General features: G+C 54.2%; 13 protein-coding genes and 3 pseudogenes. 6 read left to right on the plus strand and 10 right to left on the minus strand.

The window, feature by feature from the left end:
- Nucleotides 1-148, plus strand: a pseudogene (locus tag AB1E33_RS25805) (transposase); the annotation flags it as partial.
- Nucleotides 149-306: 158 nt separating this feature from the next.
- Here the strand turns inward: AB1E33_RS25805 and AB1E33_RS25810 are convergent.
- Genes AB1E33_RS25810 through AB1E33_RS25835 form a run of 6 tightly spaced genes read right to left on the minus strand, consistent with a single transcriptional unit; the run spans nt 307 to nt 6,433 of the window.
- Nucleotides 307-1,440: a Gfo/Idh/MocA family protein gene (locus AB1E33_RS25810; protein ID WP_372580105.1), complete on the minus strand. Its 1,134-nt coding sequence runs from the start codon at nt 1,438-1,440 to the stop codon at nt 307-309.
- A 9-nt stretch (nt 1,441-1,449) separates the two neighbouring features.
- Nucleotides 1,450-2,193, minus strand: coding sequence for a sugar phosphate isomerase/epimerase family protein (locus AB1E33_RS25815; protein ID WP_372580106.1), 744 nt, complete (start codon nt 2,191-2,193; stop codon nt 1,450-1,452).
- A gap of 25 nt (nt 2,194-2,218) precedes the next feature.
- The gene (locus tag AB1E33_RS25820) at nt 2,219-3,307 is read right to left on the minus strand and encodes an ABC transporter ATP-binding protein (RefSeq protein ID WP_372580107.1); all 1,089 of its coding nucleotides are present in this window, start codon (nt 3,305-3,307) and stop codon (nt 2,219-2,221) included.
- Between the two features lie 5 nt (nt 3,308-3,312).
- Entirely contained in the window at nt 3,313-4,230 is a 918-nt protein-coding gene (locus AB1E33_RS25825; RefSeq protein ID WP_372580108.1) for a carbohydrate ABC transporter permease, read from the minus strand.
- Entirely contained in the window at nt 4,223-5,146 is a 924-nt protein-coding gene (locus AB1E33_RS25830; protein ID WP_372580109.1) for a carbohydrate ABC transporter permease, read from the minus strand. The genes AB1E33_RS25825 and AB1E33_RS25830 overlap by 8 nt, the downstream gene beginning before the upstream one ends.
- Before the next feature lie 57 nt (nt 5,147-5,203).
- Nucleotides 5,204-6,433, minus strand: coding sequence for an ABC transporter substrate-binding protein (locus AB1E33_RS25835; RefSeq protein ID WP_372580110.1), 1,230 nt, complete (start codon nt 6,431-6,433; stop codon nt 5,204-5,206).
- 144 nt (nt 6,434-6,577) lie between these two features.
- Here AB1E33_RS25835 and AB1E33_RS25840 point away from each other — a divergent pair, with 144 nt between their 5' ends.
- The 3 genes and pseudogenes from AB1E33_RS25840 to AB1E33_RS25850 all read left to right on the plus strand — a co-directional run.
- Complete coding sequence (locus tag AB1E33_RS25840; protein ID WP_372580111.1) at nt 6,578-7,612, plus strand: LacI family transcriptional regulator; 1,035 nt, start codon at nt 6,578-6,580, stop codon at nt 7,610-7,612.
- A 25-nt stretch (nt 7,613-7,637) separates the two neighbouring features.
- Nucleotides 7,638-7,889 (plus strand): annotated as a pseudogene (locus AB1E33_RS25845) (sugar phosphate isomerase/epimerase); the annotation flags it as partial.
- Nucleotides 7,887-8,089, plus strand: a pseudogene (locus AB1E33_RS25850) (IS6 family transposase); the annotation flags it as partial. The pseudogenes AB1E33_RS25845 and AB1E33_RS25850, both read left to right, overlap by 3 nt.
- Before the next feature lie 237 nt (nt 8,090-8,326).
- Here AB1E33_RS25850 and AB1E33_RS25855 read toward each other — a convergent pair.
- Nucleotides 8,327-8,491 carry a hypothetical protein gene (locus AB1E33_RS25855; protein ID WP_372580112.1) on the minus strand — a complete coding sequence of 55 codons (165 nt, stop codon included), beginning with the start codon at nt 8,489-8,491 and terminating at the stop codon, nt 8,327-8,329.
- A gap of 117 nt (nt 8,492-8,608) precedes the next feature.
- Nucleotides 8,609-9,538: a LysR family transcriptional regulator gene (locus AB1E33_RS25860; protein WP_372580113.1), complete on the minus strand. Its 930-nt coding sequence runs from the start codon at nt 9,536-9,538 to the stop codon at nt 8,609-8,611.
- Nucleotides 9,539-9,656: 118 nt separating this feature from the next.
- Between AB1E33_RS25860 and AB1E33_RS25865 the strand changes: the two genes are divergently transcribed.
- Entirely contained in the window at nt 9,657-10,436 is a 780-nt protein-coding gene (locus tag AB1E33_RS25865) for a HalD/BesD family halogenase (protein WP_372580114.1), read from the plus strand.
- Between the two features lie 356 nt (nt 10,437-10,792).
- On the opposite strand, the gene AB1E33_RS25870 is transcribed toward AB1E33_RS25865, so the two are convergent.
- Nucleotides 10,793-11,719 carry an aldo/keto reductase gene (locus AB1E33_RS25870; RefSeq protein WP_372580115.1) on the minus strand — a complete coding sequence of 309 codons (927 nt, stop codon included), beginning with the start codon at nt 11,717-11,719 and terminating at the stop codon, nt 10,793-10,795.
- A gap of 201 nt (nt 11,720-11,920) precedes the next feature.
- Complete coding sequence (locus tag AB1E33_RS25875; RefSeq protein WP_372580116.1) at nt 11,921-12,823, minus strand: LysR family transcriptional regulator; 903 nt, start codon at nt 12,821-12,823, stop codon at nt 11,921-11,923.
- Between the two features lie 101 nt (nt 12,824-12,924).
- Between AB1E33_RS25875 and AB1E33_RS25880 the strand changes: the two genes are divergently transcribed.
- The gene (locus tag AB1E33_RS25880) at nt 12,925-14,142 is read left to right on the plus strand and encodes a multidrug effflux MFS transporter (RefSeq protein WP_372580117.1); all 1,218 of its coding nucleotides are present in this window, start codon (nt 12,925-12,927) and stop codon (nt 14,140-14,142) included.
- The last annotated feature ends 1 nt before the right edge of the window (nt 14,143 follow it).

Consider the following 14,143-nt stretch of genomic DNA (forward strand, 5'->3'; position numbering starts at 1 on the left):
ACTCCGTCGTGGCCGGGATTTCGCGGCCTTGCTTGGATTGGTTCCCAGGCAACATTCTACCGGCGGCAAGCAGCGCCTCGAGGCGACGACAAAGATGGGAGAACGTTCGCTCAGGCGGTTGCTGATTATCGGCGCCAACAGCGTTGTTATGTGGCGTTTACAAAAAGAACCGGGGCAGATCCATCGCTTGTCCGAATGGTCGAACGCAAGTCGCGATGGCTTCGCGCAGTTTGCGGCCTTCGATGGATAGCTGTGTCCAGTCAATAGGGTGCTCTTCGGTTGAATAAGTGTTTGCGACAAAGCCACCTAATTTAACTGAGCGCGGGCATCGGCCGCCGACAGAGGTGCTGGTTTGATGCAGGTCGTCGTTGTTTCAACCCAGCTGCGGCGCTCTCCGGCACTGAGGATCGAGGTCATGACGTCGATGGCGTGAACCGCAAGATCGATATTGCACCGGTGCTGACGCCCCTCTGCGATCGCTTGTATCATGTCAGCGAGCCCTGCTGTCCGATAATTGGCCTGATGTTCATCGTCGCCGTGAACCTCATTGGGGATGCCAAAAGGGTGGTCAGAGATGGGCAGGGGGGTCAAATCACCATTCTTCTCAGATTTGCAAACCTTGCCCCCAAAGAAATTGGGATCAGGCACCTGGAGGGTTCCGTCAGTACCATAGAGCTCCATATACGGGTGACTATTCGTCCAGACATCCCAACTGGCCCCCAGGGTCACAAGTGCGCCATTTTCAAACTCCAGAATCGCGTGGATATTGGTGGGCGTGTTAACAGGAATCGGTTCTCCGTTACGGGGACCGTTTGAGATTGTACGGGTTGGAAAACTTGCTGCGGTCATCGCGCAAACAGCTTTGACCGGGCCTATCAACTGGATCAGATTGGTGATGTAGTAAGGGCCGAGATCAAGGATTGGACCAGCACCGGGCTGGAAAAAGAAGTCAGGGTTGGGGTGCCAGTGTTCCATGCCTCGCGACATGACGTGACAGGTGCCTCCGATCACGCGTCCGATCTGTCCTTCGTCAATCACCGTACGCGCCTGCTGGTGTGAACCACCTAGGAATGTATCGGGAGCGGAACCGATGCGCAGCCCCCTGGCCTCGGCCAGATCGCGCAGTGCTTTGCCTTGTTCTAGTGTCAAAACCAACGGTTTTTCCGAATAGGCGTGTTTGCCCGCTTCAAGGATGCGCTGGGTCAGATCAAAATGAGCCTCGGGGATGGTCAGATTGACGATGACGTCGATGTCGTCCGCCGCAAGTAGAGCATACACCGTTTCGGCACGGACATTGAATTCCATTGCGCGCTTCTCGGCCGCCTCCTTGTTGATGTCCGCGACGGCGCGTATCTCCAGTCCTTTGAAAAGGGGTGAAAGTTTCAAGTAGGCCGCAGAAATACTGCCGCATCCGATGATGCCAACACCAAGATTTGTCATGGGAAATCCTTAGAATGACTGAACGGTTGCCAGCGAACGCGAAGCGAAACGGTGGTGGTCGTTTGGGTTGTCATGTTCGATCACGTAGCGAGCGACGCCTGCCTTTTGCAGCGCGTCGTGAATGGATGCCCAGTCCATGACGCCATAGCCGACATCCGCCCAGCCATCTTCATCGGAGCATGTGCCTTTGGGGGCGAGATCTTTGATATGGGCGGAATGGATCTGATTGCCGTAGGCCTGGATCACTTTCACCGGGTTCAGACCCGCGCGGACCACCCAGCCCAGATCAAGCTCGAGCTTCAGATCCGGAGAGGCTTCCGCGATGATATCCAACGGGGTCACGCCGCCACCCAGATCGACCAGTTCAAAGTCATGATTGTGCCAGCCGAATATCAACCCGGCCTCTTGCAATGGTTTGCCTGCAGCAACCAGACGGGTGGCAAAGGCTTCCCATCCGGCACGATCCGTTGGGCGGTCTTTGGCGTCCAGATAGGGTGCGAACACAGCTTCGGCACCAGCCGCACGAGCCAGTTCAATCGCGGCATCGGGGTCACGTTGAAGATCACCGAGGCTGTAGTGCAAACTGGGCATCTTCAGCCCCGCCGTTGCGAGGTCTTCCGTGAGTGTGGGTGCCTTAGCAAACAAGGCCCCATAGCCTTCGACCTCGTTAAATCCGGTTTCGTAAAGCATGGCCAGCGTGCCGGGCAGAGGCCAGTTCCGCGATCCGTAGAGCTGATAAGAAATTGCAGGCATGTTCTGTCCTTTCATTTGCGGCGAGTCACAGACGCGCTTCGGTTGATGCATCGAAGAGTGACGCGCGGGAGGTATCGAACCCAACCCGCAACCGGTCGCCTTCCTTCACACGGCTCAGCCCGTCCATGCGAAACCGCAGGTTATGGGCACCAAGTGTGGCGTGAACCAGGGTGTCAGAACCCAGTTTCTCGACGACCTGAACTTCGATATCGGCTTTGGAGACTGCGGATTCGACTGCGTCGCCGGTCAGCACGTGTTCGGGGCGGATTCCGACGACAACGTTGCCTTTTATGTGGGATCTGTTCTGAAATTCGTAGCCATCCAACGGCAGCGAAAGCCCGTCAGCAACGAAATTGCCGCCTTCAACACGTCCTTCAATCATGTTCATAGCGGGGCTGCCAATAAAGCCCGCGACATAGATGTTTTGCGGGCGGTTGTAGATTTCGTCGGGGCTGCCAAGCTGCATGATCTTGCCACCTCTCATGATGGCGATCCGGTCGGCGAGAGTCATTGCTTCAACCTGATCGTGGGTCACGTAGATCATGGTGTTTTTCAGCTGCTTGTGCAGGCGTTTCAATTCGACGCGCAGGTCGGTCCGTAGCTTTGCATCGAGATTGGAGAGCGGCTCATCGAATAGGAACACATCGACGTCACGAACCAGGGCGCGTCCGATGGCGACCCTCTGACGCTGACCTCCGGACAGTGCCCCGGGTTTGCGTTTCAACAGCGGCTCGATCTGAAGCACTTCCGCCGCATGAGCCACCCGTTTGGCAATCTCATCCTTCGGCAGACGCGCATTCTTCAGGCCAAAGGACAGGTTTCCTTCGACGGTCATTTGTGGATAGAGCGCGTAGGATTGGAACACCATACCGATGCCCCGGTCCGACGGTTCCTTCCATGTCACGTTCTGACCTTTGATAAAGATTTGGCCGTCGGTGATATCCAGCAAACCCGCGATACAGTTCAGCAAAGTGGATTTTCCGCAGCCGGACGATCCCAGAAGAACCAGAAACTCGCCTTGGTGGATGTCGATGTTCAGCTCTTGCAAGACTTTGACGTCGCCGAAATGAAGGTCCAAATCGCGGACTTCGACAGAATGAGAGTGGATGTTCATAGGGGTCAACCTTTCACGGCGCCGGCGGCGATACCGCGCACAAAGAGTTTTCCGGAGACAAGATATATGACCAGAGGAACCAGCCCTGTCAGCAGGGTCGCAGCCATATTGACGTTGTATTCCTTGATGCCCTGCACCGAGTTCACGATGTTATTGAGCTGTACCGTCATAGGATAGGTTTCAGGTTTGGTGTAAATTACTCCGAACAGGAAATCGTTCCAGATACCCGTGACCTGCAGGATCATTGCAACAACGAAGATCGGGATCGACATGGGCAACATGACGCGGAAGTAGATGCCCCAGAACCCGGCCCCGTCCACACGTGCGGCCTTGAACAGCTCTTCGGGCAACGAAGTGAAGTAGTTGCGGAACAACAGCGTCAGAATGGGCATCCCAAAGACCGAATGGACCAGAACCAGACCCCAGAGCGACCCCATCAGCTTAATTTCCCGCAGGATGATCACTATCGGGTAGATCATTGTCTGGTAAGGGATGAAGGCCCCGATAATGAGGATGGTGAAGAACACCTCGGACCCTTTGAACCGCCAGTTAGCAAGGGCATAGCCATTCACGCTGGCGATGGAGATGGACAGGATGACTGAAGGGATCAGGATTTTGACCGAATTTCCGAACCCGCGGCTCAGTCCCTCGCAGTTGATCCCGGTGCAGGCCTCGGCCCAGGCACGGACCCAGGGATCGAATGTGATCTCTACCGGGGGCGAGAAAATGTTGCCCAGCCGGATTTCAGGCATGCCCTTAAGCGAGGTGACAACCATCACGTATAGCGGCAGCAGGTAGTAGATCGAAACCAGCAACAAAGTCCCGTAGAGAAAGATGTTTCGGCGCGAGAAGCGGGATTTCGGTTTGCTGCCGCGCGGGCCTTCCAGAACCCGGCCAGAGCTATGGGATGTCAGATCAACCACGTTTCTTTCCTCCGAATTCCAGATAGGCCCAGGGGACGAGCACGATGATGACCGAGAGCAGCATCATGGTTGACGCCGCAAAGCCTTGCGCTAGGTTCTGCGCCTCAAACATGTAGTTGATGACGTATTTGGCGGGCACTTCGGATGAGATACCCGGTCCGCCGTTGGTCTGTGCGACCACAAGGTCGTAGAGCTTGATGATACCGCTGGCGATGATCACCAGAGCGGTCACGAAAACAGGGCGCATCATGGGAATGATTACGCGGATATATGTTTTTGCGACGCCAATCCCGTCCACCCTCGTGGCTTTCCAGATGTCTTCATCAATGCCGCGCAATCCGGCCAGCATGATGACCATGACAAACCCGGTGCCCTGCCACAGACCTGCGATCAGGATGCCAAATATTACGATGTCGGGGTTGTTCAGTGGATCGAACGTAAAGCTCTGCCAGCCCATATTGCGGATAACGCCCTGAATGCCAAAATCGGGGTTCAGTATCCATTGCCAGGCCAGGCCGGTCACAATGAAGGACAAGGCAAACGGATATAGGAAGATTGTACGAAACGCGCCCTCGAACCGGATTTTGCGATCCAGAAGTGCAGCGAGGGTGAATCCCATGACCATCGTAAGGACCAAGGAGCAGACGCCGTAGATCAGCAGGTTCTCGACCGAAATGATCCAGCGGTTGCTGTTCCAAAGCCTTTCATACTGATCCAGTCCGACAAAATCCCACTTAGGCAGCAGACGCGACTTGGTAAAGGAGTGGGCGACTGTCCAGGCCGTCCCGCCAACAAACACAACCATTGCAGTCAGGATCATCGGGATCGAAGCGAATTTCGCACTCCGGTTGCGAAACATCTGTCTGGGTTGGCGCACCGGATCATCGGCCGCACGCAGTGTGTCAGCAAGTGTCATGGGAATCCCCGTTCAGGACTCGGGGCGCGGAGGAGGGCGCGCCCCGAAGTGTCAGGCTCAGTCGGCGTCTGCGATAATCGCGGCGTACCGGGCCTGCGCATCTGCGTCAGTCATGTCCGAAGCCCAGAACTCGGCCATCAGGTCCTTGATCTGCGTTTGGGTGTCAGCAGACAGGGTTTGATCCGCGTTCGGCAAGACACCGCCCGCCTTCAGGATTGCAAGACCTTTCTGCATGCAGTCATTCGCTGTCGAAAGGTCGATATCGCCACGGACGGGTAAAGACCCTTTGGCGAGGTTGAAACTCACCTGAGCTTCTTTCGAAATCAGGATCGAGGCCATTTCCAATTGCGCGGCTTTTAACTCGGGGTCATCAACGACGGGGAAGTAGAAGGCGTCGCCTCCTGTATCGATCACCTGGTTCAGCCCCAGACCGGGCAGGCAAGTGTAATCCTCTCCGGCTACCTGTTCGGCAACTGCAAACTCGCCCTGCGCCCAGTCACCCATGATCTGCCCACCGGCTTTGCCTGTAATCACCATGTTGGTCGCCAGGTTCCAGTCCTGAACTTTGCTGTTGCGTGCCAGTTCCCGAGCATCGGCCATAGTGTTGAATACTTTAGCATATTCCGGACCGCCTGCGACGTCAGCGTTCTTTTCTACAACAACTTTGCTCCAGGTATCGATGCCCACAACGCTAATCGACAGAGCACCGAATGCGATCGCCTGCTGCCAACCTTGTTGACCCAAAGCCAGCGGGACCAGGCCGGCTTCTTCCAGCTTTGGTGCGGCGGCCACGAATTCGAACCAATCCTCGGGCACGTCTACGCCGGCCTTCTCAAAAGCGTCGTGGCTGAGCCACAGCCACTGAGTAGAGTGGATGTTAACCGGAACACAATAGATGCGGCCTTCGTATGTGCAGCCGTCCAAAAGGGACGAGGGGTTGACGAAGTCGCGCCAGCCTTCGGCCTCGGCTAGTTCTGTGAGGTCGGTCATCATTCCGGCTTCGATCAGTTCCTCGGCCTGACGGCCGTGGTTCAGTTGCGTGGCTGCCATTGGATCACCACCCAGAATTCGGCTGATGATGATCGGGCGCGCTGTGCCGCCGGATCCAGCAATTGCCCCGTCCACCCAATTATGAGACGTCTTTTCATTCACGGCCTTGGCGAATTCTGAAACGGCAACGGCCTCTCCCCCTGATGTCCACCAGTGAGTGACCTCGAGATCTGCGGCGCCGACCATGCTAGCGCTAACAATCGCTGCGGTGGATGCAAATGCAGCTTTGATGTTCATGTTGTTTCCTCCCAACTAAATCGTTGTAGATTTTTCTATAACGTTTTAGAATGGAGTTGCAACAAGTTTTTTTCCGTATAGAGATGCAGCAGTCCAAAGCGAGCCATCTTTGAAAACGTAACCAGCGCGCAAAGGTTATAATTGATGACTAAAAAAGCCCCCGCGTCAAAAGCCGGTCGTGAGAAACCAACCCTGAAAACCATCTCGGAACAAAGCGGGATGGCTGTTCCGACGGTGTCCAGAGCTCTGGCGGATGCGCCGGATATCAGCGAATCGACGAAGAAAAAGATCAGGCAGATTGCTAAAGAACTTGGCTATATCCCTAATCGCGCGGGCGTCGGCTTGCGGACCGGACGGACGAATGTGATCTCCCTCGTAATGTCGACCGAACGCGAGATGATGAATGTTACCGCCCGGCTTTTGACATCGATTGGTGTTTCTCTGCGTGAGACGACCTATCACCTGAACGTGGTTCCGGTCCTTCCCGATGATGATCCGATGGATGCGGTTCGCTATATCGTCGAAAATCAGACTGCAGACGGCATCATCTTCAATCAGGTCCGGACCGAGGACGCGCGCGCTAGATATCTGATGGACCGCAATTTTCCGTTTGCCACGCATGGGCGTACCAAATGGGCGGGGCAACATGCTTACTATGATTTCGACAATTTTACCTACGCCCGGCTGGGTGTGGATGAACTGGTGCGCAAAGGTCGTCGTAACATAGTTTTGGTCGCACCGCCGCTTGATCAAAACTATGCGATGGAAATGGTGGATGGGGCGAAGGCAGCTGCGGACAAACACTCCGCCAGTCTGCATGTTGCGCAACAGGTCGATAGTGACGCAACCACACTGGAGACTCGAGAATGGGCCACACGCAAAATGGCGTCGGACCCGAATATCGACGGATTCATCTGCGCATCGACGAACGCGACAATGGCTGTTGTGGCCGGGATGGAAAGCCTGGGACGTTATGTCGGGAAGGATTTCGACATCGTTTCCAAGGAAGCCATACCTTTGCTTCAATTCGTGCGTCCCGAAATCATTGTCGTGCACGAGAACGTTGATATCACCGGTGCTTTTTTGGCCAGAGCCACCATTCAGGCCATTCAAAAACCGGACATCTCGCCAATGCAATGTCTTGAAGTGCCCGACATAAATGCACTTCGCAGCCTCTGACACGTGCCTGAAATGGGGACCTGACGTGAGCACTCAGATCAAAGGGCCAACTCTGTTTCCAGCCCAATTCGCCGGGGATGACGCGCCGTTTTACTCCCTATCCGATATTGCCAAATGGGCTGCTGGGCTGAGGTACAAGGGTGTGCAGATACCAACATTCGACGCGCTACTATTTGATCTGGATAAGGCGGCGGACAGTCAGACCTACTGTGATGAAGTTAAAGGGATTTGTGCGGATGCCGGTGTCGAAGTCACTGAACTGTCGACGCATTTGCGCCAGAGGAATGCCGCAAGGCGTTTCCTTCGTGGATTGGTCGCCCGCTTCGGCCATCCCAGGCTTGTCGTCACCGACAGGCCGCCCAGCTATGTCAAACCAATCTATGCTCTGGCGCCAGATACGGATCATCGGCACATAAGGGCCTCAGCAATGCGTTGGACGTTTCGCACAGGCCGACCCAAAGTCGCGAGAAGGTCATGGTATCTTGTACAAGGGGAAACACGGATTGCCTTTAGGATGGGCTGCTGCTGCATTCGACTGGTTTGCGGGACTGAATGATTGAACATACCGCGGCCTTGCCCTGGAAAATGGAAAGAGGGCATGGGTCGTTCTCGCGTGGACAGTCGCGTGCTGTCCGGCCCAATCTGGACCTTGACCTCTGTCACCGACGCTTCAGTGCAGCTTCGCCAACGCAGACTTTGGGCAGGAGTTTAGAATTAGGCTTCCAAGCGTTTGCGCATTGCCTGTGGTAAAACGAAGGGGAGCGAGGCCGTCGGAACTTTGCTTATCGGCAAGTCGATACCATAAACTTGCTGCATCAGAACTTCAAATTGCCGTAACTTCGAGACAATCCCTTCGGGCTTCGGTCTCTTGTTTGCCATTTTTGATCCTCCGTTTCCTAAACATAGCGGTGGACCAGTTCAATTGGGGAGGATCAGGAGATCCAAACGGCCGCTTAGAGAGACCATCGCACTGCAATATTAGTTTGGCCCGGGCGATCAATCGGCATCACGTGGCAAATGTGGTGAGTCTTTGAAAACCTCCTTACAGTAGGCAATCAGGGGCTCTGCAAGACCATCTAGAGGGCGTTTCGTGTTGGTCGCTATGACAATTCGTGTTGGCGTTAGGTTTTCATGCAATTTTATTGGAACGACCCGCTTGCCGTCATACGTCACATTGGACGCTGGCCGCATCGATAGAATTGAAACGCCGAGGCCGTTGGCCACACTACATCTGACGGATTCAATCGATGTTGAATGAAACGCAATCCGTGGGCTGACGTTGTGTTTTGCAAAGAGGGAAAAGAAATACTCTCGGCTTTGCGGTGCATCGAAGAGGACGAAATCTTCACTGTCGATTTCCCGAATGGGGACTGTGTGGTTGTGAGCAAGCCGGTGCCCCTTGGGAACGATTAGGTAAGGCCGTGCCGAGGAAAGCGGCTGGCTGGCGATCATACTTGGATCAAGCCCAAGGTCGTACATAATGGCTATATCAAGATCGTTTTGTTGCAACGCATCGATCAAGTCCTGTTGCAGCATTTCCCGGACGTCCAACGCGACCTCAGGCATTTGAGTGCGATAGCCATTGATGATCTGAGCCAGGAAAAACGGGGCCAACGACTGGAAACATCCCAACCGTATTGTCCCAGCCCGATTGTCCGAAATGTTTCGCGCAGCAGCATCAATTTGGGCGGCGTTGTTCAACAATTGATCCACATGTCGCAGAAATTCTGCCCCCTGGGTCGTCAGCTCCATGCCGCGGGCGTGTAGTCGATGAAACAGCACGAGGCCGGTGATATCTTCGAGCTTGGATATCGCCTGGGCGACTGCCGGTTGTGATACGCCGACAGTTTGGGCCGCGGACGCGATTCCCCCGCTTCGAGCTACGGCGCGAAAGTAAGTGCATTGTTTGAGCGTAAAGTTGACCATAGAATTTGATGTTATTTTTCTTATCTTTAAGCATCAATAAAAAAGTTTTTTGTTATCTTCAGGCTGGCGTAGCATGCCGTCGGAAACTTGCTAACTTGCCAACGAACAGGAGCATCCGATGGAATTAAGCAACATTGTGGATATGGAAACTTTCCCCATCGCCGATACCGACTTCCGTGCCGCCTGCAAGAAAAAGTTCGACGAAGCAGGTGTTTTCGTCATGCCTCAATTTGTCACCGCGCACGCAATAAACGCGATCCGAGACGAAGGGCAAGCCAACAAAGAGAAAGTCTTTGCCAGTACAACGCAGCACAACGTCTATCTGAGCCCCTCGGACTCTGACTATCCCGCAGACCATGCCCGCAATAGGCTGGTCACTTCTTCAAAGGGCTGCATCACCGATGACCTGATGCCTCAGGACTCGGCCTTGCGGACTTTGTACGATGCGCCTGTCTTCCGCAGCTTCTTGTGTGATGTTCTGGGCGAAGAAGCGGTGCATGAATATGCGGATCAATTGTCGTCTATCAACCTGCATTTTGCAGAGGCCGGCCAAGAGCTCGGCTGGCATTTTGACAATTCATCCTTTGCAATCACTCTGATGGTACAGGCACCGGAAAAAGGTGGAGAATTCGAATACGTCGACGAAGTGCGTGATGCGGATTCGGGTGAGATGGGCTTTGACGCCGTTGACGACATTCTGGATGGGCGCACCAAGGTCAGCACAGTTCAAGCGAATGCAGGTACGCTTGTGTTTTTCCGGGGTCGAAATTCGATCCACCGGGTAGCGCCGAATGAAGGTCTGAAAACGCGGATATTGGCTGTCCTCGCTTATAACACCGAGCCCGGCGTGAGCCTGTCGGAAAAAGCGCGCATGACATTCTATGGTCGGCTTCAATAAACACATACGAACCGAGCCGAAAGGCGTGGCTGGACGTCTGCCCGGGTCGATTGCCCAAAAGCGCGTTAGCCAACACTCGGCGCCCTTACGATGAAGCGAACACTCAAACGTCGTGCAGCATTTGCATTCCACAATTGACCAAGTCGCCTTTTGCTCTTGCGGCTGTAGCCAACACAGAAAACCCTTGCACTTGCGGCACGGGACGCTTTGCGCCGTAATGGAAGTTCCCAGACCGGTTGGTCAATTGTAGAAACCCCGACAGATTTCAAACCGAACCGGCGCTGTTCAGGCTTCGGTGGACAACCGCTTGACGACTTGACGCGGCTCGATTTGTCGAAGCAATTTTTCAACGCTGCTCAACTATGCTCCAGCAGAACGCCATTCTTGATGACCATATCCGGCATCGAGCGACCAACCAGCTCGCTTGTATTTCGAGCAGCTTCGATCTTGCCCAGATTTTCTTCGGAAAAGTTCACATCTAGGCTCTGCAGTGTATCCTCGAGTTGGGCTGTCGTACGCGCGCCAGCCAGTGGGATAATGTCCTCGCCTTTGGCCAACAACCAGCCATGCAAAAGTTGCGCCATAGAAATGCCCTTGTCGGCGGCCATATTCCGAAGCGTATGCATCAGCGGATCGCCCTCAGCATTGGACATTTTTCCAATACCCATAACGCCAAAGGCCACAACGCCAATACCCAATTCACGTGCCGTGGGCAGGATGCTTTTTTCGGCACTGGTATCAGTGATGGAATATGCAAATTCCACTAGGCTGAGGGGGTGCGTGGCATGCGCTTTGCGAATGGTCTCGGCATTGGTTTCTGATAGCCCGATATTGCGCACATATCCGGCCTCGACCAGTTCAGAAATCGCACCAATCGTTTCTTCAACCGGGATACCGATATCTACGCGGGCGGGTTGATACAGGTCCACGTAGTCGAGGCCCAGACGTTTCAATGAAGTGGTGATGTAGGTTTTCACATTCTTAGGGCCAACATCGACCTTGTTGCTGCCTTTGAAGGTATTCTGAAAAGTTCCATACTTCAGGGAAATGAACGCCTTGTCCCGGTCATATCCCTTCAACGCCTCACCGATAAGAGTTTCATTGTGGCCATCCTGACCGTAGAAATCCCCTGTGTTTAGAAGATTGATGCCGGCCTCCAGCGCCGCGTGAATGGTGGCTATGCTTTCGGATCTCTGTTGGTCCGGCATCATCGACATGCGCATGCATCCCAAGCCAATCCTTGAGACTTCAACGCTGTCGTTGCGGTAGATTTTCATACTCATGTGAAATGCCTTCTCAGATTTTCAGCTATTTTTGCTGTGCTACCCGCAAGGTATTCATCGGAAATTACATCAACAAGGCGCACTTCCTTGAGGTGATATATGTCGAAAATTGATATGTTGATCGTAGGTCTCGTAATGTCTGGCACGCATCCAGGCAATCATTGAAGATGTTGAAATCGGCACGAGGTTGGTACCTACGGTTTACGCAATCTGCTCTACCGTCTGCCGAACTGCATCACGAAACCATTTTTGCGCTGCAGAGTGGTGCGTGGATTTATGCCAGATCATGTTGAATTGAACGGTTGGAAACGGGCAGGGCGGCTTTATGTGCGCGAATTCCTTAAGAAGCCCTTTCGCCAAACGCGATGGTAATATCGCTATGAGCTGTGACCCGCGCATCAATTGCGGAAGCGCCTCGAAACTCGGCACCTCAACCTTCAACTGACGCTCAATACCATGTTGTTCAAAGATGCGTTCTTCGAACGGCGTTCCAGTCTGGGAGAAACGAATTGAGGCGTGTGGCAATGAACTGAAATTGTCACGCACTTCATCTTTTGAAACGACGTTAGGATCGAAGAAGCACTCTGCACTATCCTCAAACAGCGGAGTGCTATGGATATCAAGCTGATCCGACGGGGGAAGCGCAGTGATGACAATGTCGCACTCACGCATGCGCAGCCGATCCAGATAATTCCGGTCAGACGGGTTTAAGCGAAGTCTGGCCTGCGGAGCGTCTTGTGAAAACCTACTCAGCAGACTGGGGGCAATCAACTGACGCTCGTAGTCATGCGCTTCCATGCAAAATCGGGTCGTCATCTCCGCTAGTTCAAGAGTTTCTGGCGATACAAGTGCCTCAAATCGATCAAGGATTTCCGAGACCTCGGGCGCGAGGGAAAGGGTGCGTTCCGTTGGCGTAATACCGCGCCCGGCACGCACGAACAAAGGATCACCAAACACCAGCCGCAACCGATCTAATGCATGGCTGATCAGCGGCTGGCTAACGCCTAACCGCTCAGCCGCGCGCGAGATCGACCCCTCTTTCGCAACTGTACAGAAAATTGTCAGCAGTTTGATATCGACCTTCATTAGATCAGAGTTTTTCATATATGACCTCAATGAAATGCGTCTTGTTTATATTATGAACGAGAAAGATATTCCTCGCAACATCGGCCCGTTTGGCGCTCTTGCAATGAGGATGACCGGATATGTCCGCAACGCATAGGCAGAGTGAAATTGAATTTGTTGCGCTTGTCGCACTGACTACGTCGCTTGGAGCACTGTCGATTGACGCTGTTTTGCCCGCGCTGCTCGACATCGGCGAGAGCTTCAGGATCGCAGATGGCAATGCGTTGCAGCAGATCGTTGTCGTCCTGTTTTTGGGACTGACCATCGAGCAACTGGCCTATGGGCCATTGTCCGATCGCTTTGGACGCAGGCCAATCCTGTTCATCGGCATGGCGGTTTTCGTGCTGAGCAGCCTGGTTTGCATTCTGGCGGATAGTCTTGCTGTGATGTTTATGGGCCGGTTCTTTCAGGGCGTGGGGGCTGCAGCGCTCAGGATCGTGCCGATGTCCATTATTCGCGACCGGTACGAAGGGGCCGCCATGGCTCGCATCTTGTCCTTGACGATGGCGGTGTTCATCATTGTACCTTGCATCGCTCCGATGCTTGGTCAGGGGCTTCTGAAGCTGGCGGGATGGCAGGCGATATTCTGGTTCATGCTGACGCTGACTTGCGGCTCAGGGTTCTGGGTTTGGGCGCGCCAGCCGGAATCCCTTCCAGTCGAGCACCGCAGCGCGGGCAGTCTCACTCCGATCCGCGACGGACTTGTTGCAACCCTGTCGAACCGGACAACGCGTGCCTACACGATCGCCAGCGGGCTGATGATGGGGGCCTTCATGGCCTATGTCATGTCGGCCGAGCAGATTTACCGAGATGTCTTTGAATCAGGTGACCTATTCGCGCTCTACTTTGGGGTGGGCGCAGGCTTTATCGGTATCGCCAGTCTTGCCAACGCCCGTCTGGTTGAAAGCTATAGCCCGGAATTGGTTTGCCGGGCCGTCCTGTACAGCGTGATCTTGGCCAGCGGTTTGGCATATGCCATCAGCCTCGTTGTGCCTCTCCGCTTATACGGGTTTCTGACCTTGATCTCGGTCGTTTTCTTCTGCTTTGGACTGACGATGGGCAATATGAACGCAATCGCCCTGCAGCCGCTCGGACATATTGCCGGGCTGGCCAACTCAGCCATCAGCTTTCTGTCCGGCTGCATTGCCATGGCGATTGGGTCAGTAATCGCCGGTGCTTTCAACATGACGGTAGCCCCCCTGTTCTTTGGGACATTCGCAACCAGCCTGTTGTCTCAGCTCATCTTGATAATGATGGATCGCAAACAAATGGTAACGGGCGAAAAGCCCGCATCCTGAC

Source organism: Ruegeria hyattellae, assembly GCF_041537925.1.
GTDB lineage: Bacteria > Pseudomonadota > Alphaproteobacteria > Rhodobacterales > Rhodobacteraceae > Ruegeria_C.